A 277-nucleotide genomic window follows, 5' to 3' on the forward strand; every position below is an offset into this window, starting at 1 on the left:
GGCATCGGCATCTCTCCGTCCCACACCCTAAGTGCGTCGATTCCCTGAGCGCCGCGCGGCAAAATCACCTGCACGTCGAATCCAGTGCAGTGAGCACGCATAGGGCTGCTGAGCATATCCAGCTCACCGTTTCGCACCTGTACGTCGGTAACCACCAGCACCTGCCGGTGCCCCTTATACGGAGTGTAACCGCCGATGAAGTTACTGCCGAAGCAAATCGGGCAACTGGAATCGGCGTACCCTGTAAGACCTGTATCCATATCCCCAAGAACCTGAT

1 protein-coding gene is annotated in these 277 nt (G+C 57.4%); it reads right to left on the bottom strand.

Translation table 11 applies throughout. The features are described from left to right. On the bottom strand, positions 1 to 260 hold a 260-nt coding region (locus AC1RPQ_RS08450; protein ID WP_481762337.1), incomplete at its 3' end, for a hypothetical protein. Between the last annotated feature and the right edge of the window lie 17 nt (positions 261 to 277).

The organism is Dellaglioa sp. CoH-57-MRSF-21 (assembly GCF_056781915.1).